The organism is Streptomyces sp. NPDC056883 (genome assembly GCF_042788835.1).
GTDB classification, from domain to species: domain Bacteria; phylum Actinomycetota; class Actinomycetes; order Streptomycetales; family Streptomycetaceae; genus Streptomyces; species Streptomyces stoeckheimensis.
The window spans coordinates 500953-525349 of record NZ_JBHUBS010000003.1; the positions used below are offsets into that span (position 1 = coordinate 500953).

Genomic DNA, 24397 nt, shown 5'->3' on the forward strand with positions numbered 1-24397 from the left:
GTGATCCGATGTGATCCGATGTGATTCGCCTGCGATCCGGATGATTTGCGAAGAGAGAATGCTGAGATGAGCCGTTCCGCACACCCCGCAGGGCCCCGCCACGCCGACGTCCTGCCCGAGGGCCACTACTCCCCGCCGGCCGCCGACCTCAACGTGCTCGACGAGAAGGTCTGGGCCCGGACGGTCGGCCGGAACGCCGAGGGAGTCGCCACCGTCGGCGGGATCGAAGTGACCCGTCTCGCCGAGGAGTTCGGGACGCCCGCCTACTTCCTCGACGAGGAGGACTTCCGGGCGCGCTGCCGCGCCTGGGCGCACGCCTTCGGGCCGGACGCCGACGTCTTCTACGCCGGCAAGGCCTTCCTCTCCAAGGCCGTCGTGAAGTGGCTCAAGGAGGAGGGGCTCAACCTCGACGTGTGCTCCGGCGGGGAGCTCGCCACCGCGCTCGCCGCCGAGATGCCGGCCGCCCGGATCGCCTTCCACGGCAACAACAAGTCGACGAGCGAGATCACCCGCGCCATCGAGGCCGGCGTCGGCCGGATCGTGCTCGACTCCTTCCAGGAGATCGCCCGCGTCGCGCACATCGCCCGCGAGCTCGGCGTGCGCCAGCCCGTGCAGATCCGCGTCACCGTGGGCGTGGAGGCGCACACCCACGAGTTCATCGCCACCGCGCACGAGGACCAGAAGTTCGGTATCGCCGTCGCCGACGGGTCGGCCGCCGAGGCCGTACGGCGCGCGCTGGGGCACGACAGCCTGGAGCTGCTCGGCGTCCACTCCCACATCGGCTCGCAGATCTTCGACATGGCCGGCTTCGAGGTCTCCGCCAAGCGCGTCGTACGGCTCCTCGCGGCCGTGCGCGACGAGCACGGGGTGGAGCTGCCCGAGATCGACCTCGGCGGCGGCCTGGGCATCGCCTACACCTCCGCCGACGACCCGCGCGAGCCGCACGAGATCGCCAAGGCCCTGCACGAGATCGTCGCCCGCGAGTGCGAGACGGCCGGCCTGCGCGCCCCGCGGATCTCCGTGGAACCCGGACGGGCGATCGTGGGCCCGACCGCCTTCACCCTGTACGAGGTGGGCACGGTCAAGCCGCTCGAGGGCCTGCGGACGTACGTCTCCGTCGACGGCGGGATGTCCGACAACATCCGGACGGCCCTCTACGACGCCGAGTACTCGGTCAGCCTCGTCTCCCGGACCTCCGACGCCGAGCCCATGCTCGTGCGCGTCGTGGGCAAGCACTGCGAGAGCGGCGACATCGTGGTCAAGGACGCGTTCCTGCCCGCCGACGTCGCCCCCGGGGACCTCCTCGCGGTCCCGGCCACCGGCGCGTACTGCCGTTCGATGGCGAGCAACTACAACCACGTGCTCCGCCCGCCGGTCGTCGCCGTGCGTGACGGAGAGGCGCGCGTCATCGTCCGCCGGGAGACGGAGGAAGATCTCCTGCGTCTCGACGTCGGCTGATACGCATTCTTCTGGGGGACACCCCCCAGACCTCGGAATAGGTGTCTCACTCAATGGACCGAGGGTGGAAACTGTTGTCCATTGAGTGAGACTGGTTCACACCTGGGGTGCAAACCGCGCAACAGGTACTGATGTGAAGATCGAAAGGCGTAGGTCGAATGATGCGTACGCGTCCGCTGAAGGTGGCGCTGCTGGGCTGTGGAGTGGTCGGCTCGGAAGTTGCCCGCATCATGACGACGCACGCCGACGACCTGACGGCCAGGATCGGCGCGCCCGTCGAGCTCGCGGGCGTGGCCGTGCGCCGTCCCTCCAAGGTGCGCGACGGCATCGACCCGGCCCTGGTCACCACCGATGCGACCGCGCTGCTCAAACGCGGCGACATCGACGTCGCGATCGAGGTCATCGGCGGCATCGAGCCGGCCCGCACCCTGATCACCACCGCCTTCGAGCACGGCATCTCCGTCGTCTCGGCGAACAAGGCGCTGCTCGCCCAGGACGGCGCCGCGCTGCACGCCGCGGCCGAGGCGGCCGGGCTGGACCTGTACTACGAGGCCGCCGTCGCCGGCGCCATCCCGCTGGTCCGTCCCATGCGCGAGTCCCTCGCCGGCGACAAGATCAACCGGGTGATGGGCATCGTCAACGGCACGACGAACTTCATCCTCGACAAGATGGACTCCACCGGCGCCGGGTACCAGGAGGCCCTCGACGAGGCCACCGCCCTCGGGTACGCCGAGGCCGACCCCACCGCCGACGTGGAGGGCTACGACGCCGCCGCCAAGGCCGCGATCCTGGCCGGCATCGCCTTCCACACCCGGGTCCGCCTCGACGACGTCTACCGCGAGGGCATGACGGAGGTCAGCGCCGCGGACTTCGCGTCCGCCAGGCGCATGGGCTGCACCATCAAGCTCCTCGCCATCCTGGAGCGCGCCGCCGACGGCGAGTCCGTCACCGCGCGCGTCCACCCGGCGATGATCCCGCTGACCCACCCGCTCGCCTCCGTCCGGGAGGCGTACAACGCGGTGTTCGTCGAGGCGGAGGCCGCCGGGCGGCTCATGTTCTACGGGCCCGGCGCGGGCGGCGCGCCGACCGCGTCCGCGGTCCTCGGCGACCTCGTCGCCGTCTGCCGCAACAAGCTCGCCGAGGCAAAGGGGCCGGGCGAGTCGGCGTACACCCAGTTGCCGGTCAGCCCCATGGGGGATGTCGTCACCCGCTACCACATCAGCCTCGATGTGGCGGACAAGCCGGGCGTCCTCGCCCAGGTGGCGACCACCTTCGCGGAGCACGGTGTCTCGATCGACACCGTCCGTCAGCAGGGAAAGGACGGCGAGGCCTCCCTCGTCGTCGTCACTCACCGTGCGCCCGACGCCGCCCTCTCCGGGACCGTCGAGGCGCTGCGGAAGCTGGACACCGTCCGCGGTGTCGCCAGCATCATGCGTGTTGAAGGGGAGTAAGGACCCATGAGCAGCAATCGCACCCACCAGTGGCGCGGCATCATCGAGGAGTACCGGGACCGCCTGCCGGTCACGGCGACGACCCCGGTGGTGACGCTCCGTGAGGGCGGCACTCCCCTCGTCCCCGCCCAGGTGCTCTCCGAGCGCACCGGCTGCGAGGTACACCTCAAGGTCGAGGGGGCGAACCCCACCGGGTCCTTCAAGGACCGCGGCATGACCATGGCGATCACCAAGGCCAAGGAGGACGGCGCCAAGGCCGTCATCTGCGCCTCCACGGGCAACACCTCGGCCTCCGCCGCCGCCTACGCGGTGCGCGCCGGGATGGTCTCCGCCGTCCTCGTGCCCCGCGGCAAGATCGCGCTCGGCAAGATGGGCCAGGCCCTGATCCACGGCGCCAAGATCCTTCAGGTCGACGGCAACTTCGACGACTGCCTGGACCTGGCCCGCGCGCTGTCCGACAACTACCCGGTGGCGCTGGTCAATTCGGTCAACCCGGTACGCATCGAGGGCCAGAAGACGGCGGCCTTCGAGATCGTGGACGCGCTCGGCGACGCCCCAGACATCCACGTGCTGCCCGTCGGCAACGCCGGCAACATCACCGCGTACTGGAAGGGCTTCAAGGAGTACAAGGCCGATGGCCTGGCCTCCCGTACGCCCCGTGTGTGGGGTTTCCAGGCCTCCGGTTCCGCGCCGATCGTGCGCGGCGAGGTCGTCAAGGAGCCGCACACCATCGCCACCGCGATCCGCATCGGCAACCCGGCCTCGTGGGACTACGCCCTGCAGGCCCGGGACGAGTCGGGCGGCTTCATCGACGAGGTGACGGACCGCCAGATCCTGGCCGCCTACCGCCTGTTGGCCGCTCAGGAGGGTGTCTTCGTCGAGCCCGCCTCGGCCGCGTCCGTGGCCGGTCTGCTCAAGGCCGTCGACCTCGGCCTGGTCGACCCCGGCCAGAAGATCGTGTGCACCGTCACCGGCAACGGCCTGAAGGACCCCGACTGGGCGGTGGCCGGCGCTCCGCAGCCGATCACCATTCCGGTCGATGCCGAGGCCGCCGCCGTCCGCCTCGGTCTCGTCTGACCGGGAGCTGCGGGCCGTCCGTCCGGTAAGGATCGTCGGCCGCCGCGACCAGCAGTACCGCAGTAACCGAGTTGCCGGATTCCGGAAGTCTTTCGAAGGCTGAGGAATCCGGCAACTCGGGCCGTACGGCACGAAAACCGATGGAAACCCGCCAGATTTCGCGGTGGAAACCCGGCCGGACCGGGGAGAGCGGGCGACACGCATCGTGCGCCTGCCGTGCGCCCTATGTCGGAGAAGAACCTTCCTTCGATAGGCTGTACTTACATCCGCCGTCGCGCATATGACCGCGGTGCTGCCCACAGGGCCTTCGGGTGTCGTACGTTCTCCAGTACATTCACAGCGAGCCAGCGAAGATCCCGTCTCGCACAGTCACAAGGAGTGTCATCGGAAGATGGCCGGTCCCGCCTTCCGCGCCGCCGCCGTACGGGTGCGCGTTCCCGCCAGCAGTGCCAACCTCGGCCCGGGCTTCGACGCCTTCGGGCTGGCCTTGGGGCTCTACGACGACGTCGTCGTACGCGTGGCCGATTCCGGCCTGAACATCGACATCGCGGGCGAAGGTGCCGACACCCTGCCCCGGGACGAGAGCCACCTCCTCGTGCGTTCCATGCGCACCGCCTTCGACCTGCTGGGCGGCCAGCCGCGCGGCCTCGAAGTCGTCTGCGCCAACCGCATCCCGCACGGCCGCGGTCTCGGCTCCTCCTCCGCCGCCATCTGCGCGGGCATCGTGGCCGCCCGCGCCGTGACCATAGGCGGAGAGGCCAAGCTCGACGACACGGCGCTGCTGGAGCTCGCCACCGAGATCGAGGGCCACCCCGACAACGTCGCCGCCTGTCTGCTCGGCGGTTTCACCCTTGCGTGGATGGACGGCGGCAGCGCCAAGGCGATCCGCATGGAGCCCGCCGATTCCATCGTTCCGGTGGTCTTCGTCCCCTCCAAGCCGGTCCTGACGGAGACCGCGCGCGGCCTGCTGCCGCGCACCGTCCCGCACGTGGACGCGGCCGTCAACGCAGGCCGCGCGGGCCTGCTCGTAGAGGCCCTGACCAGGCGTCCCGAGTTCCTGCTGCCGGCCACCGAGGACCGTCTCCACCAGGAGTACCGGTCCCCGGCGATGCCCGAGAGCGTGGCGCTCGTGGCCCGACTGCGGGCGGACGGCATCCCCGCGGTGATCTCCGGCGCGGGCCCCACGGTCCTCGCGCTGGTCGACAACGGTGCGGCCGACAAGGTCGCACGGCTCGCGGGCGAGGGGTGGGCGGCCAACCGGCTCGCACTCGACGCAGCGGGCGCGAGCGTACTTCCGCTGGGAACCCAGGGCGGCTGATCCGTTCAGTAGAGGACACAGCCGGCCAGGGGCGGGCGGCCAGGGCAGGCCGCCCGCGCGGAGCCCGCGCGAAACCCGCGCGGATGGGCTCGATAGCCGGTGATGGAGAGGGGGAATGTCTGTTGGATCCGGTAGTGTTAGTCTCAAGTGCGCATCCGAAGCCGCCATGGCTTGGTGCTCAGTGTCCCTATCAGGGACCACCTTTCTTCCGGGAGCCTCCCCGACTGCTTTGATCGCTGCCAGCAGTTTCGAGCACGCTCCGGAATCGGCGTGACATTCCCACGCTTTCAGCTCGGGGGCTTCTCGCCGGAACCACCCACGCACATGCACGTTTCTCTCCGCCGTATCTCTATCGGCGGACCACCGCCCCGGCAGTAGTTCGCGGCTCATCGAGTCGTGGCTTGCTGACGGACAGCACAACCGGTCGCCGAGCCAGACAGGCCGACGTCCGCTCCAGGGAAGGACCCTTCGTGAGCGACACCACCGATCTGATGGGCGCTGCCGACACCAACGTCGACACCAGTGCCCCCGCCGAGGGCGCCGCGCCGACCAAGCGCCGCCGCTCCGGCACCGGCCTTGACGGCATGGTCCTGGCCGAGCTCCAGCAGGTCGCGTCGGGCCTCGGCATCAGGGGCACCGCGCGGATGCGCAAGGGCCAGCTGATCGAGGTCATCAAGGAGGCGCAGGCGGGAAGCAGCGCCCCCAAGGCCGCGGCCTCCGCGCCGGCCGCCGCGCCCGCCGACAGCGGCGAGACCAAGCCGAAGCGCCGCGCCACCAGCAAGGCCCGTACGGGCGAGGCCGCCGCCGAGGCGCCCGCCGAGAAGACCGCCACGCAGGCCCAGATCGACATCCCGGGCCAGCCGGCCAGCGAGGACGCCCCGGTCGGCGAGCGCCGCCGTCGGCGTGCCACCGCCCCCTCCGGCAGCCCCGAGGGTTCGGCCCCCGCCGCCGCCGTGCAGGTGGAGCAGAAGCCCGAGACCGTCGCCCCGGCCGCACAGGCCGAGGCGAAGGCCGAGGCCGCCACCGCCCCTGCCGGCCAGGCCGCACAGGGCCAGGAAGGCGAGGGCCGCGGCCGTCGCGACCGCCGCGAGCGGGGCAACGACCGCGCCGACGGTCGCCGCGAGCGCCGTGAGCGCGGTGCCAAGGCCGACGACCAGGGCCAGGGTGCTCAGGGTCAGGGCCAGGCCGGTCAGGGTGGCCAGGGCCAGAGCCAGGGTCAGGGCCAGCAGGGCGGCCGCCAGGACCGGACCGACCGTCAGGACCGCCAGCAGGGCGGCCGCGGTCAGGGTCAGGGCCAGGGGCAGCAGGGTGGCCGTCAGGACCGGGACCGTCAGGACAACGGCCCGCAGGACGACTTCGACGAGGACGGCCGTCGCGGCCGTCGCGGCCGCTACCGCGACCGCCGTGGCCGTCGCGGACGCGACGAGTTCGCGCCGGCGGAGACGCCCGTCGCCGACGACGACGTCCTGATCCCCGTCGCGGGCATCCTCGACATCCTCGACAACTACGCGTTCATCCGGACCTCGGGCTACCTGCCCGGCCCGAACGACGTGTACGTCTCCCTCGCCCAGGTCCGCAAGGCCGGTCTGCGCAAGGGTGACCACACCACCGGTGCGGTCCGTCAGCCCAAGGACGGCGAGCGCCGCGAGAAGTTCAACGCGCTCGTGCGCCTGGACTCCGTCAACGGCATGGCGCCCGAATCCGGCCGCGGCCGCCCGGAGTTCCAGAAGCTGACCCCGCTCTACCCGCAGGACCGGCTCCGCCTGGAGACCGACCCGGGCGTGCTGACCACCCGCATCATCGACCTCGTGTCGCCGATCGGTAAGGGCCAGCGCGGTCTGATCGTGGCCCCGCCGAAGACCGGTAAGACCATGATCATGCAGGCGATCGCCAACGCGATCACGGTCAACAACCCCGAGTGCCACCTGATGGTCGTCCTGGTCGACGAGCGTCCGGAAGAGGTCACCGACATGCAGCGGTCGGTGAAGGGCGAGGTCATCTCCTCGACCTTCGACCGCCCGGCCGAGGACCACACCACCGTCGCCGAGCTGGCCATCGAGCGCGCCAAGCGTCTCGTCGAGCTCGGCCACGACGTGGTCGTCCTGCTGGACTCCATCACCCGTCTGGGACGCGCGTACAACCTCGCCGCCCCCGCCTCCGGCCGCATCCTGTCCGGTGGTGTCGACTCGACCGCGCTGTACCCGCCGAAGCGCTTCTTCGGTGCCGCGCGCAACATCGAGGACGGCGGCTCGCTGACCATCCTGGCCACCGCGCTGGTCGACACCGGCTCGCGCATGGACGAGGTGATCTTCGAGGAGTTCAAGGGCACCGGCAACATGGAGCTCAAGCTCGACCGGAAGCTCGCCGACAAGCGCATCTTCCCGGCCGTGGACGTGGACCCCTCGGGCACCCGCAAGGAGGAGATCCTCCTCAACAGCGAGGAGCTCGCCATCGTCTGGAAGCTGCGCCGGGTGCTGCACGCGCTCGACTCGCAGCAGGCCATCGAGCTGCTCCTCGACAAGATGAAGCAGACGAAGTCGAACGCCGAGTTCCTCATGCAGATCGCGAAGACGACCCCGTCGGGCAAGAACGACGACTGACGTCTCCCCGTAGCACCACCTGCGTGACCACGACCGCCCCCGCCGCACCCGCGACGGGGGCGGTCGCGTCGTACCGGGGCCCGGAGGGCCTAGAGGGCCTACGCAGCCTGCGGGGTCCCGGGGCCGCGATGAGGGGGCGTGCGGTCTACGACGCTTCGTGCCGGGGTGCGACCTTTGCCACACTCCGTACGCCGCACGGCCCGGGGCACTCACCCCGCGCCTACGGGGGAAACCGCAGGTAGGTGAGGGGTCACGGGGTGTCCGCGGCGGCCGGTCGCGGGGGTCGTACGGGCCGGGACCGCCACCGGACGCACACGGGACGCACAGGCGGCCGTGGAACCCTGGGAGCCGTCTGGCCGTCTCCGACAGGGGGAACGGGGAATCCGGGCCGAACACAGACGGGCAGAGCAGAGCATGAGCCAGGACAACAGGGGCCACGGCCGCAGGGCCGCCGCGGGCCGGCGCCGACGGAAGCCGGCCGCGCGCCGCAGGGCCGTCGTCATCGCCGCGTGGACCGCCGCCGGCGTGGTCGTCCTGGGCGGGGCGGGGCTCGGCTACTTCTACGTCAAGTTCAACGGCAACCTCAAGACGGTCGACATCGACGCGGCCCTCGGCACGAACCGCCCGCAGAACGTGGACAACGGCTCGATGGACATCCTCGTCCTCGGCTCCGACTCCCGCAGCGGCGCCAACGGGGAGTACGGCCAGGACGACGGCGGCTCCGCACGCTCCGACACGGCGATGGTCGTCCACCTCAACGAGGGCCACACCAAGGCCACCGTCGTATCCATACCCCGCGACACCCTCGTGACCAGGCCCTCCTGCAAGCTCTCCAACGGCAAGACCGACCTGGGCGGCCCGCGCAAGATGTTCAACGAGTCGTTCACCGTCGGCGGGGCCGCCTGCGCCGTCGCGACCGTGGAGAAGATGTCGGGGATCCGCATGGATCACTACCTCGAAGTCGACTTCACGGGCTTCAAGGAGATCATCGACAAGCTCGGCGGCGTCGAGGTGACGACCACCAAGCCGATCAAGGACGACTACAGCCACCTCGACCTGCCCGCCGGGACGAACAGGCTGAACGGCGAGCAGGCCCTCGGCCTCGTCCGCACCCGCCACGGCGTCGGCGACGGCGGAGACCTGGGCCGAATACAGCTCCAGCAGGCCTTCATCAAGGCGCTGATCAAGCAGGTCAAGAGCATCGGCGTCTTCGAGAACCCGAAGAAGCTGCTCGACGTGGCCGACACCGCCACCAAGGCCATCACCACGGACAAGGCGCTCGGCGACGTGAAGTCCCTCATGGGATTCGCCCAGGGCCTGGAGGGCATCAGCCCCGAGAACATGCAGATGATCACGCTGCCGGTGACCGGGGACGCCCGTGACCCCAACCGGGTCGTCCCGCTCACCAAGGAGTCCCAGATGGTCTGGGACGCCCTGCTGGCCGACCGGCAGGTGCCCGCCGAGGCCACCGCGAACTCGGCCGGCGACAAGGGCACCGCCGGTACGGTCGTCCGGTAGCACGAACCGCCTGGTCGGACGGGTTCCGGCAGGCCTCGGAATAGATGCGGGCCCCCCTCCGTTGAGGGAGGCGTCCTCAGAATTTTGACAGGCAGCCCGGTCCTGGCAGACTGGTCTGTCGGCCCCGGTTCACGCAGCGCGCAATTCGGCTCCTGCGACCCGGCGCCCTCCCGAATCTAGGAGACACCTTGAAGCGCGATGTTCACCCCCAGTACGTCGAGACCCAGGTCAGCTGCACCTGTGGCGCGTCGTTCACCACTCGTAGCACCCTGACCGAAGGCACCATCCGTGCCGAGGTCTGCTCCGAGTGCCACCCGTTCTACACGGGCAAGCAGAAGATCCTCGACACCGGTGGCCGCGTGGCCCGCTTCGAGGCCCGCTTCGGCAAGGCTGCACAGAAGTAGCGAGCCTCAGGCGCCGGATCCCGGCTGCACCCTGTTCGCACGGGGGCAGCCGGACCGGCGCCTTTCTCGTCCCGCAGCCCTTTTCTTCACATTCACCATCTTCAGGAGCCCCCGATGTTCGAGGCGGTCGAGGAACTGATCGGCGAGCACGCCGATCTTGAGAAGAAGCTCGCCGACCCTTCGGTCCACTCGGATCAGGCCAACGCGCGCAAGCTGAACAAGCGCTACGCGGAGCTGACCCCGATCGTCGCGACCTTCCGTGCCTGGAAGCAGTCCGCCGAGGACATCGAGACGGCGAAGGAGTTCGCGGCCGACGACCCGGACTTCGTGGCAGAGGTCAAGGAACTGACCGCGCAGCGCGAAGAGCTCACCGAGAAGCTCCGCCTGCTGCTCGTTCCGCGCGACCCCAGCGACGACAAGGACGTGCTCCTGGAGGTCAAGGCGGGTGCGGGCGGTGACGAGTCGGCCCTGTTCGCCGGCGACCTGCTCCGCATGTACCTGCGCTACGCCGAGCGCGTGGGCTGGAAGACCGAGATCATCGACGCCACCGAGTCCGAGCTCGGCGGCTACAAGGACGTCCAGGTCTCCGTCCGCACCAAGGGCGGCAACGGCGCCACCGAGCCCGGCCAGGGCGTCTGGGCCCGCCTGAAGTACGAGGGCGGCGTGCACCGCGTCCAGCGCGTGCCGGCCACCGAGTCCCAGGGCCGCATCCACACCTCCGCCGCCGGCGTGCTCGTCACCCCGGAAGCCGAGGAGGTGGAGGTCGAGGTCAACATGAACGACCTCCGCATCGACGTGTACCGCTCCTCGGGCCCCGGCGGCCAGTCCGTCAACACCACCGACTCGGCCGTGCGCATCACGCACATCCCGACCGGTGTGGTCGCCTCCTGCCAGAACGAGAAGAGCCAGCTCCAGAACAAGGAGCAGGCGATGCGCATCCTGCGCTCGCGCCTGCTGGCCGCCGCCCAGGAAGCCGCCGAGCAGGAGGCCTCCGACGTGCGCCGCAGCCAGGTGCGCTCCGTGGACCGCTCCGAGAAGATCCGTACGTACAACTACCCGGAAAACCGGATCTCGGACCACCGGACGGGCTTCAAGGCGTACAACTTGGACCAGGTGCTCGACGGAGACCTCGACCCGGTCATCCAGGCCTGCGTCGACACGGACTCCGCCGCCAAGCTCGCGTCCGCGCACTGAGTCCCTCGCAGGACCCCCGCAGCACCCTGCAGGACCCCGCACCACCCCCCGTACGACAGCAGCCCGGAGGACCAGCGTGAACTTGCTGCTTGCCGAGGTGGCCCAGGCCACCCAGCGGCTGGCCGCCGCCGGCGTGCCCTCACCGCGTTTCGACGCGGAGGAGCTCGCGGCCTTCGTGCACGGCGTCAAGCGGGGGGAACTCCACCACGTCAAGGACGCGGACTTCGACGCCCGCTACTGGGAGGCCGTCGCCCGCCGCGAGGCGCGCGAGCCGCTCCAGCACATCACCGGCCGCGCCTTCTTCCGGTACCTGGAGCTCCAGGTCGGGCCCGGGGTCTTCGTGCCCCGGCCCGAGACCGAGTCGGTCGTGGACTGGGCCATACAGGCCGTCCGGGCGATGGACGTCGTCGAACCGCTGATCGTGGACCTCTGCACCGGCTCCGGCGCCATCGCGCTCGCCATGGCGCAAGAGGTGCCGCGCTCGCGCGTGCACGCCGTCGAGCTGTCCGAGGACGCCGTGCGGTGGACCCGTAAGAACGCCGAGGGCTCCCGGGTCACCGTCCACCAGGGCAACGCGCTCAGCGCCCTGCCCGAGCTGGACGGACAGGTCGACCTGGTCATCTCCAACCCGCCGTACATCCCGCTCACCGAGTGGGAGTACGTGGCACCCGAGGCCCGCGACCACGACCCCGAGATGGCGCTGTTCTCCGGCGAGGACGGCCTGGACACCATCCGCGGCATCGAGCGCACCGCCCACCGGCTGCTGCGCCCCGGCGGCATCGTCGTCATCGAGCACGCCGACACCCAGGGCGGACAGGTCCCGTGGATCTTCGCCGAGGAGCGGGGCTGGGCCGACGCCGCCGACCACCCCGACCTCAACAACCGACCGCGCTTCGCGACCGCCCGCAAGGCCCTGCCGTGACCGGCCCTGCCGTGAGCGGCGCAGTCACCGCGCGCATTCCCGCCACCCCCCTGCTGCACGAGGAGGCCCGCTGATGGCCCGGCGATACGACTGCAACGACGCGACGGACCGCAAGACGGGCCTGCGCGAAGCCGCCTCCGCCGTACGCCGCGGCGAGCTCGTCGTGCTGCCCACCGACACCCTGTACGGGATCGGCGCGGACGCCTTCAGCGCGGAGGCCGTCGGCGACCTGCTCGCCGCCAAGGGGCGCGGCCGCAACATGCCCACCCCCGTCCTCATCGGCTCCCCGAACACCCTGCACGGCCTGGTCACCGACTTCTCCGAGCAGGCCTGGGAGCTCGTCGACGCCTTCTGGCCGGGCGGTCTGACGCTCGTCGCCAAGCACCAGCCCTCGCTGGCGTGGGACCTGGGCGAGACCGGCGGCACCGTGGCCGTACGCATGCCCCTGCACCCCGTCGCGATCGAGCTGCTGACCGAGGTCGGCCCGATGGCGGTGTCCTCGGCGAACCTGACCGGACACCCGGCGCCCGAGGACTGCGACGCGGCGCGCGAGATGCTCGGCGACTCCGTGTCCGTGTACCTGGACGGCGGGCCGACCCCGAGCACCCTGCCCTCGTCGATCGTCGACGTCACCGGGAAGGTTCCCGTCCTGCTGCGCGAGGGCGCACTGACCGCCGAGCAGCTGCGGGAGGTCGTGCCCGACCTCGAGGTGGCTCCGTGAGCCCTGAGGGGCGTGGCATAGCCGGGGACAGCACCTTCCGCATACTCCACGTCAGCACCGGCAACGTGTGCCGCTCGCCCATCACCGAGCGGCTGACGCGGCACGCGCTGTCCCACCGGCTCGGCGGCCCCGTCACCGGCGACCTGATCGTGGAGAGCGCGGGCACCTGGGGCCACGAGGGCGCGCCCATGGAGGCCAACGCGGCCGCCGTGCTGGCCGACTTCGGGGCGGACGCCTCCGGATTCACCGGCCGGGAGCTCCTGGACGAGCACGTCATACGCGCGGACCTGGTCCTGACCGCCACCCGCGACCACCGTGCCCAGGTGATCTCCATGGGGCATTCGGCGGGGCTGCGCACCTTCACCCTGAAGGAGTTCACCCGGCTGGTGCGGGCGATAGACCCCGCGACCCTGCCGCCGCTGGAGGACGGGATGGTGGAGCGGGCCCGAGCGCTGGTCCGTGCCGCCGCCGCTCTACGCGGGTGGCTGCTTGCGCCGTCCCCGGACGCGGACGAGGTGTACGACCCGTACGGGGCGCCGATCACCTTCTTCCGGTCGATCGGCGACGAGATCAACCAGGCGCTGGACCCCGTGGTCACGGCCCTGACGGGCGTCACGGCTTCCCGCTGACGCCGGCGGTGCCGGGTGCGGTCGCCCTGCGGGGCCTTCCCCTACCCGCCCTTCCACCGTTCCCCGGGGCTCCGCCCCGGCCCCCCCCCTGGGGCTCCGCCCCGGACCCCGTGCCTCAAACGCGGGCGAGGCTGGATTCGTCGCGAGGCGGGACGGGCGGGCCCGGCCTACAGTGGCTGGTACCCGGTATGAGGTACCCCCCTGGAGTCGCGCCATGAGCGTCATCACCGAGCCGATGGACCTGCTGCGGCAGCAGGATCCCCAGATGGCCGACGTGCTCGCCGGCGAGGCACAGCGGCAGGCGGGCTCCTTGCAGCTGATCGCCGCCGAGAACTTCACCTCGGCCGCCGTGCTCACCGCACTGGGATCGGTGCTCGCCAACAAGTACGCCGAGGGATATCCCGGCGCCCGCCACCACGGCGGCTGCGAGTACGCCGACCTCGCCGAGCAGATCGCCGTCGAGCGGGCCCGCGCCCTCTTCGGCGCCGAGCACGCGAACGTGCAGCCGCACTCCGGATCCGCCGCCGTGCTCGCCGCCTACGCCGCACTGCTGCGGCCCGGGGACACCGTGCTGGCCATGGCGCTCACCTCCGGGGGCCACCTCACCCACGGGTCGCCCGCCAACTTCTCCGGGCGCTGGTTCGACTTCGTCGGGTACGGAGTGGACGCCGAGACGGGGCTCATCGACTACGCCCGGGTGCAGCGGCTCGCGCACGAGCACCGGCCCAAGGCCATCGTGTGCGGGTCCATCTCCTATCCGCGGCACCCCGAGTACTCCGTGTTCCGGGAGATCGCCGACGAGGTCGGGGCCTTCCTGATCGCCGACGCCGCCCACCCCATCGGACTCGTGGCCGGCGGGGCCGCGCCCAGCCCCGTGCCCTACGCCGACGTCGTCGTGGCCACCACCCACAAGGTGCTCCGGGGTCCGCGCGGCGGGATGATCCTGTGCGGGGCCGAGTTCGCGGAGCGGATCGACCGGGCGGTGTTCCCCTTCACCCAGGGCGGCCCGCAGATGCACAGCATCGCCGCCAAGGCCGTGGCCTTCGGCGAGGCCGCCGGGCCCGCCTTCACCTCGTACGCGCACCGGGTGGTCGCCAACGGCCGCGCGCTGGCCGACGCGCTCGCCGCCCGCGGGTTCGCGATCACGACCGGGGGGACCGACACCCACCTGATCACCGCCGACCCCGCACCGCTGGGCGTCGATGGAGCGGGTGCCCGGGGCCGGCTGGCCGCCGCCGGCATCGTGCTGGACACCTGCGCCCTTCCGTACGGCGACCGGCGCGGGATCCGCCTCGGCACCGCGGCGGTGACCACGCAGGGCATGGGGGAGGCCGAGATGGTCCGGATCGCCGAGCTGTTCACGGCCGCGCTGACCGGCGGGGAGCCCACGAAGATCCGTAGCGACGTCAACGAGCTGGTGGTCAGTTTTCCGCCGTATGGGGTTTAAGCGGGGCAAGAGCGACGTACCGCAACCGGGATACCGCCCCTGCGCGTCCCCGACAGTGAGTACATCGCAGCTAGTGTGTGGGGCTGAGATGGCCGGCGATACATCTGGGGCAGCCCGTGCGTGAATATCTGCTGACGCTTTGCGTCACGGTCGCGGTGACTTATCTACTCACCGGGCCCGTGCGGAAGTTCGCGATCGCCGTGGGCGCGATGCCCGAGATCCGTGCGCGCGACGTGCACCGGGAGCCCACTCCGCGGCTCGGCGGCATCGCGATGTTCGGCGGACTGTGCGCCGGCCTGCTCGTCGCGGACCACCTGAAGAACCTCAACGGGGTCTTCGAGCTGTCGAACGAGCCGCGGGCCCTGCTCTCCGGGGCGGCCCTGATCTGGCTGGTCGGCGTCCTCGACGACAAGTTCGAGCTCGACGCCCTGATCAAGCTCGGCGCCCAGATGATCTCCGCCGGCGTGATGTGCATGCAGGGCCTGACCATCCTGTGGATCCCGGTCCCCGGAGTCGGCTCGGTCTCGCTCACCCCCTGGCAGGGCAACCTGCTCACCGTGGCCCTCGTCGTGATCACCATCAACGCGGTGAACTTCGTGGACGGCCTCGACGGCCTCGCCGCCGGCATGGTCTGCATCGCGACCTGTGCGTTCTTCCTCTACGCCTACCGGATCTGGTTCGGCTACGGGATCGAAGCGGCCGCGCCCGCGACCCTCTTCGCCGCCATCCTGATGGGCATGTGCCTCGGCTTCCTGCCGCACAACATGCACCCCGCCCGCATCTTCATGGGCGACTCCGGCTCGATGCTCATCGGCCTGGTGCTGGCCGCCGCCGCCATCTCCGTCACCGGACAGGTGGACCCGGACGCGATGGCGCTGTTCGTCGGCGGCGAGCGCAACGCGACCCACGCGATGCTGCCGGTCTTCATCCCGCTGATCCTGCCGCTCACGATCATCGCGATCCCGATGACGGACCTGATCCTCGCCATCGTGCGGCGCACCTGGAAGGGCCAGTCGCCCTTCGCCGCGGACCGCGGACACCTCCACCACCGGCTCCTGGAACTCGGGCATTCGCACAGCCGGGCGGTGCTCATCATGTACTTCTGGTCAGGATTGATCGCCTTCGGCACCGTGGCGTACTCCGTGCATTCCGCCTCGATGTGGATCGTGCTGGCGATCTCCGGGCTGAGCGCCGTGGGCCTGCTGCTGCTCCTGCTGCCGCGCTTCACCCCGCGTGCCCCGCGCTGGGCGGAGCGACTGGTCCCGCCGCGCTACCGGCACGCGGAACGGGCCGCGGAGGCCGCCCTGCAGGACGATTCGGCGGCAGAGCCGGAGCCGGCCCGGCCGATCGCGGCGGGTGTGTCCGGCGTCAACGGGGCGACCGCCATTGGCCCCCGTTCGCGCTTCCCCGACCGGCGTAAGGCCGGGTCCTCCCGCTGACACCCGGTGCGCATGTCGGACATGAACCCCCTTTACCAGACAACCCACTTGCGCGTCGCGCACACACGCGCAGGGTCACTCTCATGTGTGACAGTCCGCACACCCTCCGAGTAAAGCTCTCATCAAATACTTTGTGATACCGTTCACTAAACCCGGCGACAGAGCCGAAGGACCGTAGTGCGACGGTCCATTGGCCCGAGGTACTCACTCGGACCGGGCTTACGCTCGTCCTGTACGAGTCCCGTGCCCCCACCACCACGCGGAGCAAACCGCCATGCGGTCAGATGACGTCCGATCCCTCCTGCAATCCGCCGTTCCCACGGCTGTCGCCGGCGCTCTCGCCGCCGTCGTCAGTGGGATCGTCGCCGGTGGCAAGGGGGCCGTGGGCGCCGTCGTCGCGACGGTGGTGGTGATGCTGTTCATGGGCATCGGATTCCTCGTACTGCAGCGCACGGCGAAATCACTGCCGCACCTGTTCCAGGCCATGGGGCTCATGCTCTACACGGCCCAGATCCTGCTGCTCTTCGTCTTTCTCGCCGTGTTCAAGAACACGACGCTGTTCAACCCCAAGGCCTTCGCGATCACGCTCGTCGTCACCACCCTCGTGTGGATCGGCGCACAGGCACGTGCTCATATGAAGGCCAAGATCCTCTACGTCGAACCCGATTCGATGAAGGGCGACAAGCCCGGAAATTCGGGTCAGAAGTCGTGAGGGGTAGGGGCGGAATAAGTGCGCGTTCGAGATGCTGCTATCGTCCGGTTTCAACTGCGGCATTGCGGGCGCGGGCATCTGAAGCTGACGCCTGTTCCATCGCGAGGCTCGATGCCTGACTGTCGCCCCACCATCCGTAACACCAGTCCAGTGCCGAACCGCGGCTGCACGCCGCGCCGACACAACGAGGTTGCCGTACCTATGCGCCACGCTGAAGGAGCCTGCGGTGAGTGCTGCTGACATGACGCTCGCCTTCGATATCAATTGTCATTTCGAAGACGGCACTGGCTGCGGCTTCCCGGGCCCGACCCTGTACTCGTTCCTGTTCAAGCCGATCTTCGGTGACGCCGACACGAACCTGTACTTCAACAAGACGATGCTGCTGGCCCTCCTGGGCTCGCTCGTCATCGTGGCCTTCTTCTGGGCCGCGTTCCGGAAGCCGAAGGTCGTACCGGGCAAGCTTCAGATGGTCGCCGAGGCGGGCTACGACTTCGTACGCCGCGGCATCGTCTACGAGACGCTCGGCAAGAAGGAAGGCGAGAAGTACGTCCCCTTCATGGTTGCGACGTTCTTCTTCGTCTGGATCATGAACCTGTGGTCGATCGTGCCGCTCGCCCAGTTCCCGGTGACTGCCGTCATCGCGTACCCGGCCGGCCTCGCCCTCGTCATCTACGTGATGTGGATGTCGGTGACCTTCAAGCGCCACGGCTTCGTGGGCGGCTTCAAGAACATCACCGGCTACGACAAGTCCCTCGGCCCGATCCTGCCGATGGTCATGGTGATCGAGTTCTTCTCGAACGTCATCGTCCGCCCCTTCACCCACGCGGTCCGACTGTTCGCGAACATGTTCGCCGGCCACACGCTGCTGCTGCTGTTCACGATCGCGAGCTGGTACCTGCTGAACGGGATCGGCATCGCTTACGCGGGCGTCTCGTTCGTCATGGTCATCGTGATGACCGCGTTCGAACTCTTCATCCAGGCTGTCCAGGCGTACGTCTTCGTCCTCCTGGCCTGCAGCTTCCTGCAGGGCGCGCTCGCCGAACACCACTGAGCCACAGCCCGCTCCTGCAATCCCCCCGAATCGTCCGGTGGCCAACCCCCACCGGTCCATGAAAGAGAAGGAAGAACTGGCATGTCCCAGATCCTCGCTGCTGCCACCGAAGGCGTCACCGGCTCCCTCAGCTCTGTCGGCTACGGTCTCGCGGCCATCGGCCCGGGCGTCGGCGTCGGCATCATCTTCGGTAACGGCACGCAGGCTCTTGCCCGTCAGCCCGAGGCTGCCGGTCTGATCCGCGCCAACCAGATCCTCGGCTTCGCCTTCTGTGAGGCGCTCGCCCTCATCGGTCTGGTCATGCCGTTCGTCTACTAAGACGAACTCAACGACTAGTCCGAATCGACGAAAGGCACTGATGTGAACCTCCTGGTTCTCGCGGCCGAGGAGCCGGGTAACCCCCTCGTCCCGCCGATCCCCGAGCTTGTCATCGGTCTGATCGCCTTCGTCATCGTCTTCGGTTTCCTCGCGAAGAAGCTCCTCCCGAACATCAACAAGGTTCTGGACGAGCGCCGCGAGGCCATCGAAGGCGGTATCGAAAAGGCTGAGGCCGCTCAGACCGAGGCTCAGAGCGTGCTGGAGCAGTACAAGGCCCAGCTCGCCGAAGCCCGGCACGAGGCCGCTCGCCTGCGCCAGGACGCTCTGGAGCAGGGCACTGCGCTGAAGGAAGAACTTCGCGCAGAGGGCCAGCGGCAGCGTGAGGAGATCATCGCTGCCGGTCACGCCCAGATCGCGGCTGACCGCAAGGCCGCCTCTTCCGCTCTCCGTCAGGACGTCGGCAAGCTGGCGACCGACCTGGCCGGAAAGCTTGTCGGCGAGTCCCTCGAGGACCACGCCCGGCAGAGCCGCACGATCGACCGCTTCCTCAGCGAGCTTGAGGAGAAGGCCGAGGCCGCCCGATGAACGGAGCGAGCCGCGACGCGCTGGCCACCGCCCGCGAGCGTCTCGACGCGCTGACGGACAACACGTCCGTCGACGCGGCGAAGCTCGCAGGCGAGCTGGCGGCCGTCACCGCGCTGCTCGACCGTGAGGTCTCGCTGCGTCGGGTCATCACGGACCCGGCGCAGTCCGGCGAGGCCAAGGCCGAGCTGGCCGGTCGTCTGCTCGGCGGCCAGGTGGGCGGGGAAACCCTCGACCTGGTGACCGGCATGGTCCGGTCCCGCTGGTCGCAGTCCCGTGACCTGGTGGATTCGCTCGAGGTCCTGGCGGCCACCGCCGACCTCACGGCGGCCCAGGCCGGCGGAGGCCTCGACGACGTCGAGGACGAGCTGTTCCGGTTCGGCCGGATCGTCACCTCGAACACCGAGCTGCGCGCAGCACTGACCGACCGGTCGGCCACCGCCGCCGCCAAGAGCCAGCTGCTCCGCAGCCTGCTCGGCGGCAAGGCGAACGCCGTCACCGAGCGGCTGGTCACGCGTCTCGTCACGCACCCGCGTGGACGTAGCCTGGAAGCGGGCCTCGAGTCCCTTTCGAAGGTCGCCGCCGAGCGTCGTGGCCGCATGGTCGCCACCGTGACCACCGCGGTTCCGCTCAGCGACGTCCAGAAGCAGCGTCTCGGCGCGGTGCTGGCCAAGCTGTACGGCCGCCCGATGCACCTGAACCTCGACGTGGACCCCACGGTCCTCGGCGGGATCTCGGTGCGGGTCGGCGACGAGGTCATCGACGGCACCATTGCGGACCGCATCGCCGAGGCGTCGCGCCGCATGGCCGGCTGACCAGCCACACCTTAGAAAAAAGCATTCCTAGCGGCCCGGTTGGGCCGTGCAGAACTTGCAGAAGATTCCTGGGGGTCGCCCCCAGACCCCTAAGAAGCTTCAGGCCCAACAAGGAGAGCAGGGAACCCAGATGGCGGAGCTCACGATCCGGCCGGAGGAGATCCGGGACGCACTGGAGAACTTTGTCCAGTCGTACCAGCCGGACGCGGCCTCGCGCGAGGAGGTCGGAACGGTCAGCGTTGCCGGCGACGGCATCGCGAAGGTGGAGGGCCTGCCCTCCGCCATGGCGAACGAACTGCTGAAGTTCGAGGACGGAACCCTCGGTCTCGCCCTGAACCTCGACGAGCGCGAGATCGGCGCCGTCGTCCTCGGCGAGTTCAGCGGTATCGAGGAGGGCCAGCCGGTGCAGCGCACCGGTGAGGTGCTCTCCGTCGGCGTCGGCGAGGGTTACCTCGGCCGCGTTGTCGACCCGCTCGGCAACCCGATCGACGGCCTCGGCGAGATCGCGACCGAGGGCCGCCGCGCCCTCGAGCTGCAGGCCCCCGGCGTCATGATCCGCAAGTCGGTTCACGAGCCGATGCAGACCGGCTACAAGGCGATCGACGCGATGGTGCCGGTCGGCCGTGGTCAGCGTCAGCTGATCATCGGTGACCGTCAGACCGGCAAGACCGCTCTGGCCGTCGACACGATCATCAACCAGCGCGACAACTGGCGCTCGGGCGACGTGAACAAGCAGGTTCGCTGCATCTACGTCGCCATCGGCCAGAAGGGCTCGACCATCGCGTCCGTTCGCGGCGCCCTGGAAGACGCCGGTGCGCTCGAGTACACGACGATCGTCGCCGCCCCGGCGTCCGACCCGGCCGGCTTCAAGTACCTGGCGCCGTACACCGGTTCGGCCATCGGCCAGCACTGGATGTACGCCGGCAAGCACGTCCTGATCATCTTCGACGACCTGTCGAAGCAGGCCGACGCCTACCGCGCCGTGTCGCTGCTGCTGCGCCGTCCGCCGGGCCGCGAGGCCTACCCGGGCGACGTCTTCTACTTGCACTCCCGTCTGCTGGAGCGTTGCGCCAAGCTCTCCGACGACATGGGTGCCGGTTCGATGACCGGTCTGCCGATCGTCGAGACCAAGGCGAACGACGTGTCGGCGTTCATCCCGACCAACGTCATCTCCATCACCGACGGCCAGTGCTTCCTGGAGTCCGACCTGTTCAACGCGGGCCAGCGCCCGGCGCTGAACGTCGGTATCTCGGTCTCCCGCGTCGGTGGCTCGGCCCAGCACAAGGCCATGAAGCAGGTTTCCGGCCGTCTGCGCCTGGACCTCGCCCAGTACCGTGAGCTGGAGGCGTTCGCCGCCTTCGGTTCCGACCTGGACGCCGCGTCGAAGGCCTCGCTGGAGCGCGGCAAGCGTCTGGTCGAGCTGCTGAAGCAGGGCCAGTACCAGCCGATGCCCGTCGAGGAGCAGGTCGTCTCCGTCTGGGCCGGCACCACCGGCAAGATGGACGACGTCCCGGTCAACGACATCCGTCGCTTCGAGTCGGAGCTGCTGGACCACCTGCGCCTCGAGCGCAAGGAGCTCCTCACCTCCATCGCGGACGGCGGCAAGATGTCGGACGACACTCTGACGTCCATCGCCGACGCCATCGCCAACTTCAAGCGGCAGTTCGAGACCTCGGACGGCAAGCTCCTGGGCGAGGACGTACCGGCCGTCAACGTCTCCAAGTGACGACGGAAGGGACCTGACTCATGGGAGCGCAGCTCCGGGTCTACAAGCGTCGCATCCGTGCCATCACGGCGACCAAGAAGATCACCAAGGCGATGGAGATGATCGCCGCCTCGCGCATCGTCAAGGCGCAGCGCAAGGTGGCGGCGTCGATGCCGTACGCGACCGAGCTCACCCGCGCGGTGACCGCGGTGGCGACCGGTTCGAACACCAAGCACGCCCTGACCACGGAGGTCGAGGCGCCGGTGCGCGCCGCGATCGTGCTCATCACGAGCGACCGCGGTCTGGCCGGCGGCTACTCCTCGAACGCCATCAAGCAGGCGGAGCGGCTCACCGAGCGGCTGCGCGGCGAGGGCAAGGAGGTCGACACCTACATCGTCGGCCGCAAGGGTGTCGCCTACTACGGCTTCCGTGAGCGCAAGGTCACGGAGTCGTGGACGGGCTTCACCGACAGCCCGGCCTACGCCGACGCCAAGCGCGTCGCGGCGCCGCTGATCGAGGCCATCGAGACGGCTACGGCCGAGGGTGGCGTCGACGAGCTGCACATCGTCTTCACGGAATTCGTGTCGATGATGACGCAGAACGCGGTGGACGGCCGGATGCTGCCGCTCAGCCTCGACAAGGTCGAAGAAGAGGACGGTGCGAAGGGCGAGATCCTTCCGCTGTTCGACTTCGAGCCGTCGGCGGAGGACGTCCTCGACGCCCTTCTGCCGCGCTACGTCGAGAGCCGCATCTACAACGCACTGCTGCAGTCGGCCGCTTCCGAGCACGCCGCCCGCCGCCGCGCGATGAAGTCGGCTACCGACAACGCCGGGGATCTCATCAAGAGCCTCTCCCGGCTTGCCAACGCGGCCCGCCAGGCCGAAATCACCCAGGAAATCAGCGAGATCGTCGGTGGCGCGAGCGCCATGGCTGACGCGACCGCGGGGAGTGACAAGTAATGACGACCACTGTTGAGACGGCCGCCGCCACGGGCCGCGTCGCCCGGGTCATCGGCCCGGTCGTCGACGTGGAGTTCCCCGTCGACGCCATGCCCGAGATCTACAACGCCCTCAAGGTCCAGGTCGCCGACCCGGCCGAGGACGGCAAGCTCAAGACCCTGACCCTCGAGGTCGCGCAGCACCTGGGTGACGGCCTCGTCCGTACCATCTCGATGCAGCCGACCGACGGTCTGGTCCGCCAGGCCCCGGTGACCGACACGGGCGAGGGCATCACCGTCCCCGTCGGTGACTTCACCAAGGGCAAGGTGTTCAACACCCTCGGTGAGGTGCTGAACTACCCGGAGGAGAACGCCAACGTCACCGAGCGCTGGCCGATCCACCGCAAGGCGCCCCGCTTCGACGAGCTCGAGTCGAAGACCGAGATGTTCGAGACCGGCGTCAAGGTCATCGACCTTCTCACCCCGTACGTCAAGGGTGGAAAGATCGGTCTGTTCGGTGGTGCCGGTGTCGGCAAGACCGTTCTGATCCAGGAAATGATCTACCGCGTCGCCAACAACCACGACGGTGTGTCGGTCTTCGCGGGCGTCGGTGAGCGTACCCGTGAGGGCAACGACCTCATCGAGGAAATGGCCGACTCGGGCGTCATCGACAAGACGGCGCTTGTCTTCGGCCAGATGGACGAGCCCCCGGGCACCCGTCTGCGCGTCGCGCTTGCCGGTCTGACCATGGCGGAGTACTTCCGCGATGTGCAGAAGCAGGACGTGCTCTTCTTCATCGACAACATCTTCCGTTACACCCAGGCCGGTTCGGAGGTGTCGACCCTTCTGGGCCGCATGCCGTCCGCCGTGGGTTACCAGCCGAACCTGGCTGACGAGATGGGTCTGCTGCAGGAGCGCATCACCTCGACCCGCGGTCACTCGATCACCTCGATGCAGGCGATCTACGTCCCCGCGGACGACCTGACCGACCCGGCGCCGGCCACCACCTTCGCCCACCTCGACGCGACGACGGTTCTTTCCCGTCCGATCTCCGAGAAGGGCATCTACCCGGCCGTGGACCCGCTGGACTCGACGTCCCGCATCCTCGACCCGCGGTACATCGCGGCGGACCACTACGCCACGGCGATGCGCGTCAAGGGGATCCTGCAGAAGTACAAGGACCTCCAGGACATCATCGCGATCCTCGGTATCGACGAGCTGGGCGAGGAGGACAAGCTCGTTGTCCACCGTGCCCGTCGTGTCGAGCGCTTCCTGTCGCAGAACACGCACGTCGCCAAGCAGTTCACCGGCGTCGACGGTTCGGACGTTCCGCTCGAGGAGTCGATCGTTGCCTTCAACGCGATCTGCGACGGAGACTACGACCACTTCCCCGAGCAGGCGTTCTTCCTGTGCGGTGGCATTGAGGACCTCAAGGCCAACGCCAAGGAGCTGGGCGTCTCCTGAAGCCGCGCTCATTCGTGAGCACAGCTGAATGACGGAGAGGGGCGGGTGTGTCCCGTCCCTCTCCTCACGCCCATTAGAATTTGACCCAACACCCGGCCTTTCCGCCGGGTGGTGACCCGAGGAGCCACCATGGCTGCTGAGCTGCACGTCGAGCTGGTCGCGGCGGACCGGAATGTCTGGTCCGGCGAGGCCACCCTGGTTGTCGCCCGCACCACGTCCGGCGACATCGGCGTCATGCCCGGTCACCAGCCGCTTCTCGGTGTGCTGGAATCGGGCCCGGTGACCATCCGTACCGTCGGGGGCAACACTGTTGTCGCCGCGGTGCACGGCGGATTCATCTCGTTCGCGGACAACAAGTTGTCGCTGCTGGCCGAGATCGCCGAGCTTGCCGACGAGATCGACGTCGAGCGGGCGGAGCGGGCACTGGAGCGCGCGAAGGCGGAGACCGATTCGGTCTCCGAGCGTCGCGCCGATGTCCGGCTGCGCGCGGTTTCGGGGCGCTGAGTCCCGGTACTGGTAAGAGTTTCAAACCTCAGCCGCGGCCTGTTCCGGAATTTTCCGGACCGGGTCGCGGCTGAGGCGATGCGGGTGCGTTTTTGGATGTGCGTCATTCGATGAGCGAGGAGGTCGGTGAA

At 69.3% G+C, this 24397-nt stretch carries 22 protein-coding genes; all 22 read left to right on the top strand.

The window, feature by feature from the left end; all coding sequences use genetic code 11:
- Positions 1 to 66: 66 nt before the first annotated feature.
- The 22 genes from lysA to ACFRU2_RS11465 all read left to right on the top strand — a co-directional run bounded on the left by lysA (position 67) and on the right by ACFRU2_RS11465 (position 24266).
- Positions 67 to 1458, top strand: coding sequence for a diaminopimelate decarboxylase (lysA, locus tag ACFRU2_RS11360; RefSeq protein WP_382970608.1), 1392 nt, complete (start codon positions 67 to 69; stop codon positions 1456 to 1458).
- 161 nt (positions 1459 to 1619) lie between these two features.
- A complete protein-coding gene (locus ACFRU2_RS11365; RefSeq protein WP_382970861.1) occupies positions 1620 to 2909 on the top strand; it encodes a homoserine dehydrogenase in 1290 nt (429 codons plus the stop codon).
- Between the two features lie 6 nt (positions 2910 to 2915).
- Entirely contained in the window at positions 2916 to 3986 is a 1071-nt protein-coding gene (thrC, locus tag ACFRU2_RS11370; protein ID WP_382970610.1) for a threonine synthase, read from the top strand.
- Positions 3987 to 4377: 391 nt separating this feature from the next.
- The gene (thrB, locus tag ACFRU2_RS11375) at positions 4378 to 5304 is read left to right on the top strand and encodes a homoserine kinase (protein ID WP_243336217.1); all 927 of its coding nucleotides are present in this window, start codon (positions 4378 to 4380) and stop codon (positions 5302 to 5304) included.
- A 470-nt stretch (positions 5305 to 5774) separates the two neighbouring features.
- Positions 5775 to 7904: a transcription termination factor Rho gene (rho, locus tag ACFRU2_RS11380; RefSeq protein ID WP_382970613.1), complete on the top strand. Its 2130-nt coding sequence runs from the start codon at positions 5775 to 5777 to the stop codon at positions 7902 to 7904.
- A gap of 414 nt (positions 7905 to 8318) precedes the next feature.
- Positions 8319 to 9422: an LCP family protein gene (locus tag ACFRU2_RS11385; RefSeq protein ID WP_382970616.1), complete on the top strand. Its 1104-nt coding sequence runs from the start codon at positions 8319 to 8321 to the stop codon at positions 9420 to 9422.
- Between the two features lie 188 nt (positions 9423 to 9610).
- Entirely contained in the window at positions 9611 to 9826 is a 216-nt protein-coding gene (gene rpmE / locus ACFRU2_RS11390; RefSeq protein WP_254384240.1) for a 50S ribosomal protein L31, read from the top strand.
- Positions 9827 to 9940: 114 nt separating this feature from the next.
- Positions 9941 to 11020, top strand: coding sequence for a peptide chain release factor 1 (prfA, locus tag ACFRU2_RS11395; protein ID WP_266881142.1), 1080 nt, complete (start codon positions 9941 to 9943; stop codon positions 11018 to 11020).
- 76 nt (positions 11021 to 11096) lie between these two features.
- Positions 11097 to 11942, top strand: coding sequence for a peptide chain release factor N(5)-glutamine methyltransferase (prmC, locus tag ACFRU2_RS11400; protein ID WP_382970619.1), 846 nt, complete (start codon positions 11097 to 11099; stop codon positions 11940 to 11942).
- A gap of 73 nt (positions 11943 to 12015) precedes the next feature.
- Entirely contained in the window at positions 12016 to 12663 is a 648-nt protein-coding gene (locus ACFRU2_RS11405; RefSeq protein ID WP_134071127.1) for an L-threonylcarbamoyladenylate synthase, read from the top strand.
- Positions 12660 to 13292 (top strand): protein-tyrosine-phosphatase, encoded by a 633-nt coding sequence (locus ACFRU2_RS11410; protein ID WP_266881145.1) that lies wholly within the window; start codon positions 12660 to 12662, stop codon positions 13290 to 13292. The genes ACFRU2_RS11405 and ACFRU2_RS11410 overlap by 4 nt, the downstream gene beginning before the upstream one ends.
- A gap of 214 nt (positions 13293 to 13506) precedes the next feature.
- Positions 13507 to 14739, top strand: a complete 1233-nt coding sequence (glyA, locus tag ACFRU2_RS11415; protein WP_382970624.1) for a serine hydroxymethyltransferase — start codon at positions 13507 to 13509, stop codon at positions 14737 to 14739.
- 104 nt (positions 14740 to 14843) lie between these two features.
- A complete protein-coding gene (locus ACFRU2_RS11420) occupies positions 14844 to 16178 on the top strand; it encodes an MraY family glycosyltransferase (RefSeq protein WP_382970864.1) in 1335 nt (444 codons plus the stop codon).
- A 274-nt stretch (positions 16179 to 16452) separates the two neighbouring features.
- On the top strand, positions 16453 to 16890 hold the full coding sequence (locus ACFRU2_RS11425) for a hypothetical protein (protein WP_382970626.1): 438 nt from the start codon (positions 16453 to 16455) through the stop codon (positions 16888 to 16890).
- A gap of 241 nt (positions 16891 to 17131) precedes the next feature.
- A complete protein-coding gene (gene atpB, locus ACFRU2_RS11430; protein WP_382970866.1) occupies positions 17132 to 17941 on the top strand; it encodes a F0F1 ATP synthase subunit A in 810 nt (269 codons plus the stop codon).
- Between the two features lie 81 nt (positions 17942 to 18022).
- On the top strand, positions 18023 to 18259 hold the full coding sequence (locus ACFRU2_RS11435; protein ID WP_266955157.1) for a F0F1 ATP synthase subunit C: 237 nt from the start codon (positions 18023 to 18025) through the stop codon (positions 18257 to 18259).
- A gap of 42 nt (positions 18260 to 18301) precedes the next feature.
- Positions 18302 to 18844, top strand: coding sequence for a F0F1 ATP synthase subunit B (locus tag ACFRU2_RS11440; protein WP_266955155.1), 543 nt, complete (start codon positions 18302 to 18304; stop codon positions 18842 to 18844).
- Positions 18841 to 19656: a F0F1 ATP synthase subunit delta gene (locus ACFRU2_RS11445; RefSeq protein ID WP_382970631.1), complete on the top strand. Its 816-nt coding sequence runs from the start codon at positions 18841 to 18843 to the stop codon at positions 19654 to 19656. Before ACFRU2_RS11440 ends, ACFRU2_RS11445 begins: the two co-directional genes overlap by 4 nt.
- Before the next feature lie 130 nt (positions 19657 to 19786).
- Positions 19787 to 21382: a F0F1 ATP synthase subunit alpha gene (gene atpA, locus ACFRU2_RS11450; protein ID WP_382970634.1), complete on the top strand. Its 1596-nt coding sequence runs from the start codon at positions 19787 to 19789 to the stop codon at positions 21380 to 21382.
- Between the two features lie 20 nt (positions 21383 to 21402).
- Positions 21403 to 22320: a F0F1 ATP synthase subunit gamma gene (locus ACFRU2_RS11455; RefSeq protein WP_382970637.1), complete on the top strand. Its 918-nt coding sequence runs from the start codon at positions 21403 to 21405 to the stop codon at positions 22318 to 22320.
- Complete coding sequence (atpD, locus tag ACFRU2_RS11460) at positions 22320 to 23762, top strand: F0F1 ATP synthase subunit beta (RefSeq protein ID WP_215148872.1); 1443 nt, start codon at positions 22320 to 22322, stop codon at positions 23760 to 23762. The genes ACFRU2_RS11455 and atpD overlap by 1 nt, the downstream gene beginning before the upstream one ends.
- 129 nt (positions 23763 to 23891) lie before the next feature.
- Positions 23892 to 24266 carry a F0F1 ATP synthase subunit epsilon gene (locus ACFRU2_RS11465; protein ID WP_243336233.1) on the top strand — a complete coding sequence of 125 codons (375 nt, stop codon included), beginning with the start codon at positions 23892 to 23894 and terminating at the stop codon, positions 24264 to 24266.
- The last annotated feature ends 131 nt before the right edge of the window (positions 24267 to 24397 follow it).